The organism is Microbacterium sp. HMWF026, from assembly GCF_003061325.1.
GTDB lineage: Bacteria > Actinomycetota > Actinomycetes > Actinomycetales > Microbacteriaceae > Microbacterium > Microbacterium testaceum_E.
This window is the reverse complement of record NZ_QAJB01000218.1, coordinates 1-4,174: the sequence shown is the minus strand read 5'-3', so window position 1 is coordinate 4,174 and position 4,174 is coordinate 1. Positions and strand designations below refer to the sequence as shown.

The 4,174-nt window shown below is 72.6% G+C and carries 3 protein-coding genes; all 3 read right to left on the bottom strand.

Features of this window, described 5'->3' with window-relative positions:
• The coding region (locus DBR36_RS08990; protein WP_146185295.1) for a DUF3375 family protein at nucleotides 1-394 on the bottom strand (394 nt) is incomplete at its 3' end.
• Between the two features lie 87 nt (nucleotides 395-481).
• Nucleotides 482-2,449, bottom strand: a complete 1,968-nt coding sequence (locus DBR36_RS08985; RefSeq protein ID WP_108318676.1) for a glycosyltransferase family 39 protein — start codon at nucleotides 2,447-2,449, stop codon at nucleotides 482-484.
• A 174-nt stretch (nucleotides 2,450-2,623) separates the two neighbouring features.
• The gene (locus DBR36_RS08980; RefSeq protein WP_258222673.1) at nucleotides 2,624-4,114 is read right to left on the bottom strand and encodes an APC family permease; all 1,491 of its coding nucleotides are present in this window, start codon (nucleotides 4,112-4,114) and stop codon (nucleotides 2,624-2,626) included.
• Nucleotides 4,115-4,174 lie beyond the last annotated feature (60 nt).

Here is a 4,174-nt window from a genome sequence, read left to right as displayed (position 1 = left end):
AGCGCGACACGCGGGCGCGGCCCCCGCCGGCGCGGCCGGCGATCTCGAGGGCGCCCACCGCGTGCGCCGACAGGCGGTAGACCTCGACGTCGTCCTCGATCTGCAGGCCCAGCCAGCCCACGCGCACCCAGCCGCGGCAGATCTCACGGGCGGTGCCGGCGGGGATGCGGCGGTCGTCGTCGGTGTCGATGCCGGCCGCGCGCAGCTCGTCGATGGCCTCGGCGACCTCGACGTGCGCGTCGGCCACGGCCACGGCGGGACGGTCGGGGGTGAAGACCACCGACAGGACGGCGACGACGAACGGCGCGAAACGCCCGTGCAGCAGGTCGAGCGTCGGGTTCTTGAACGCCGTCGCCGAGCGCAGGTATGCGGCTTCGGCTCGGGTGCGGGTCACTGAGGGGAGTCTACCGGCGGCGCGGCAGTGGCCATGGCCGGTGACGGGCCGGGCTGCCCGCGAGCGAGCGGGTGATCCCGGGATCCGTCAGCCCGCGCTGCACGCGTACAGGGTCGCGCCGGTGACCTTGTTCACCTCGCCGCCCTCTCCGGGGTCGCCGAAGTCCCACGACCGCACCTCGCGGCATCCGGGTCCCGTCGCCACCTCGCGCACGGGGTCGCCCTCGGGGGCGCCGTCGGCGACGACGAACAGATGCGCCCCACCGGTGCGCAGCGACCGCTGCAGATCGTCCGCGGTGAAGACGGGGACGCGGCCGCTGTAGCCGCCGTCGGTGAGCACGCTCGCCCCGGTCGCGTCGATGACCTGCGCCGACAGGGCCCACGAATCGGTCGTGAACAGCGGGGTGCCCTCCGCTCCGCCGCCGTTCTCGCGCGCGGCCTCGACGAGCTGGGCGACCGCGGGGGTCATCTTGGCGGAGCCGCCCCACATCGCCGGGCTCGAGACGGCGAAGGTCTCGTCGGGGTGTCCGCCACGCGCGGTGACGCCCACGTAGGCGTCGCCGCCGCTGCCGTCGCGGGCGTCGTCGAGCACCTGCAGGCTCGTCGCGACCGGCAGGCAGAGCAGGGCGATGGCGAGGCCGATCGCGCCGGCGGCGCGGCCAGCACGACCCCCGCGCACCGCGACGACGATCCCGAGCGCCAGCCCGACCGCGCCGACGGCGATGGCCGGGGCGAGCAGCACCAGCGGCAGACCCGCGGTGGGGATCAGCACCGCCCACCACACCGCCTGGACCACGACGACGACCGGGAGCACGAGACGATGAGTCGGCCGCGGCGCTGCGAGTCGTCGCACGCCCTCGCTCCAGGCCTGGGCGGCGAGCAGCGCCAGGGGGACCCCGAGCGCCGCGACGTACGCGGTGTGCGGGACGCGCGTCAGCGTCAGCACGAGGGCCGCCGTGACCAGCCACACCGCGAGCGCGAGGGTGAGGGCGAACCGCTGCCGGCGCGCGGGGGAGCCGGGGCGGCCGCGGCGCGGGCGGAAGCCCCACACGCCCAGCGCGATCCCCGCGAGGGCGGCCGGGTAGAGCCACCCGATCTGGGTCACGAGGGGCAGCTGCAGCAGTTTCAGCGCGGACGAGCTCGCGTCCGTCGAGGCGGCCGCGTGCGACGACAGCGCGTGCGCCAGAGCAGCGAGGGTCGTGCCGACCCCGCCGGTCGAGGTCGACGAGCCCACGCTCCCCGGCCACGCGCCCGCCGCGAACCGGTCGATGCCGTTGTAGCCGAACACCATCGCGAACACGTCGTCGTCGGTCGATCCGTCGACCCACGGGCGGGAACCGGCGGGGACCAGCGCGATGACCGCGATCCCGGCGATCGAGGCCAGCACGGCGGCGCCGGTCACCGCGCCGGCGCGCGCCAGGCCCCGGCGCCGCCCGACCGTGGCGACGAGCGTGCCGACCACGAGCGCGGGGAGCACGAACCAGGCGGCCATCATCTTCGCCTGAAAGCCGACGCCGACGACCAACGCCGCCACCAGCAGCGGCCACGACCGCGCCGTGAGCACCGCGCGCTGCCACCAGACGACGGCGACCGCGAGCGCCATCGTGAGCAGTCCGTCCTCCATGGGGTGGGCGAACATCGACACGAAGACGGGCGTCGATGCCGCCGCCGCCGCCGCGACCAGGCCGAATCCGCGGCCGCCCGCGCGCAGACCCACGACCGCGCACGCCACCACCGTGACGACGCCCTCGATCACCTGGGGCAGGGCGATCGCCGAGATCGACATGCCGAAGAGACGGATGCTGAGCGCCTGCGGTACCGCGAAGCCGCTCAGCTTGTCGAGGGTCACCGTCGCCGCCGGGTCGAAGGCACCGAACAGCAGCGCGTGCCACGACTGCGACATCGACCGCGCCGACGCCTCGTAGAACGAGAAGTCCCCGCCCCGCGCCAGGTTCCAGCAGGTCAGCAGCGCGAACCCGGCGACGATCAGACCGAGCGCGACACGCGCCCACCACGGTTCGCGCCACCAGCGCGCGAGGGGGACGGGATTCTCCACGCTGCACAGCGTCGCGCGGTCAGGGCGGCGGCGGGTATCAGCCGGGTATGAGCCCGCTGTGCGTCTGGCCGCCCGGAACGCTGCGGTGACGGCATCCGTTCCCGGCGGGTCGAGACGCCGGAATCCGCCGCCCGCGGCGAACGCGCGGGCGACGGATTCCGGGTGAGGGGTCGATCAGATCTCGGAGCGCGGCCCCGGCACGGTCTTGTTGAAGCCGGTGACCGGCTCGTTCTCGTCGAACGAGGCGATCGGGCGGCGGAACCCGCGCGTCAGCACGATGAGGTAGACGACGCCGATGCCGGTCCAGATCAGACCGCCGATCAGCGCGTGCATATCGAGGTTCACCCACAGCAGCCCCGTGAGCACCATGCCGATCGCGGGCATCACGATGTAGCGGGCGATGTCGCCGGGGGTCTTGCGCAGCCCCTTGCGGACCGCGAACCAGGCGATGACCGAGATGTTGACGAAGGTGAAGGCCACGAGCGCGCCGTAGTTGATGTACGCCGCGATCTGCTCGAGCGTGAAGGCGATCGCCAGCAGGCTCACCACCCCCACGATCACGATCGAGAACGTCGGGGTGTGGGTCTTCGGGTTGATGAAGCCGAAGATCCGCCGCGGCAGCACGTTGTTGCGGCCCATCACCATGAGCATGCGCGACACCGAGGCGTGCGAGGCGAGCCACGACGCCAGGGTCGCGGCGAACCCGGCGGCGGTCAGGACGGCCTGCAGGACGGGGCCGCCGACCTGGACGCCGATCTCGGGCAGCGTGCTGTCTTCGATCGCCTCCTGCGGGAACGCGGTGGAGTCGGGGAAGCGCAGCTGCGTGACGTACGCCGCGACGAGGAAGATGACGCCTCCCGCCACCAGGGTGAGCAGGATCGCGCGGGGCATGATCTTGGGGGTCTTGGCCTCTTCGGAGTACATCGACACCGCGTCGAAGCCGATGAACGAGAAGCACACGACCGTCGCGCCGGCCAGCACCGCGCCGAACTGCACCTCGCTGTGGGCGAAGGGGGCGAGCGAGACCGCCGTCCCCGCCCCCGCGCCGCCGACCAGCTGCACGACGACCATGACGACGAACACCGTCATGACGAGGATCGAGAACACGAGCAGGATCATGTTGACGTTCGAGGTACCGCGCATCGTGAGGTAGATGACGCCGGTCACCCCGGCCGTGAAGACGACCACCCAGATCCACCCCGGAACGTCGGGGAACAGCGCCTCCATGTAGCTGCGCAGGATCAGCGCGTTGACCATCGGCAGCAGCATGTAGTCGATCAGCGCCGTCCAGCCGACGACGAAGCCGACACCGGGGTGGATGGACTCGCGCGCGTAGGTGTACGCCGAACCCGCGCTCGGGATGACGCGGACCATCTTGCCGTAGCTGATCGCGGTGAACACCAGCACGACCAGGGCCACGGCGTAGGCGGCGGGGACGACGTTGTTCGTCTTCTCGGCGACCAGGCCGAAGGTGTCGAAGACGACGGTGGGGGTCATGTACCCCAGGCCCAGGCCGACGATCGACCAGAGTCCGAGGGTGCGGGCGAGCTTCGCGCCCGAACTCGTCTGCGCGGCGGTGGCGGCGCGGGTGTTCTCGTTCGTGGCTCCTCCTAGAGGGGGGCGGGTCGCGCGGACGCGACGTGCGGATGATGTCGGGTACAGCATCGGAGCGCCGCTCGATCGAGCGGGGTCTGGAGGGGAGCGGGCGCCCCCGTGGGGTGGAGA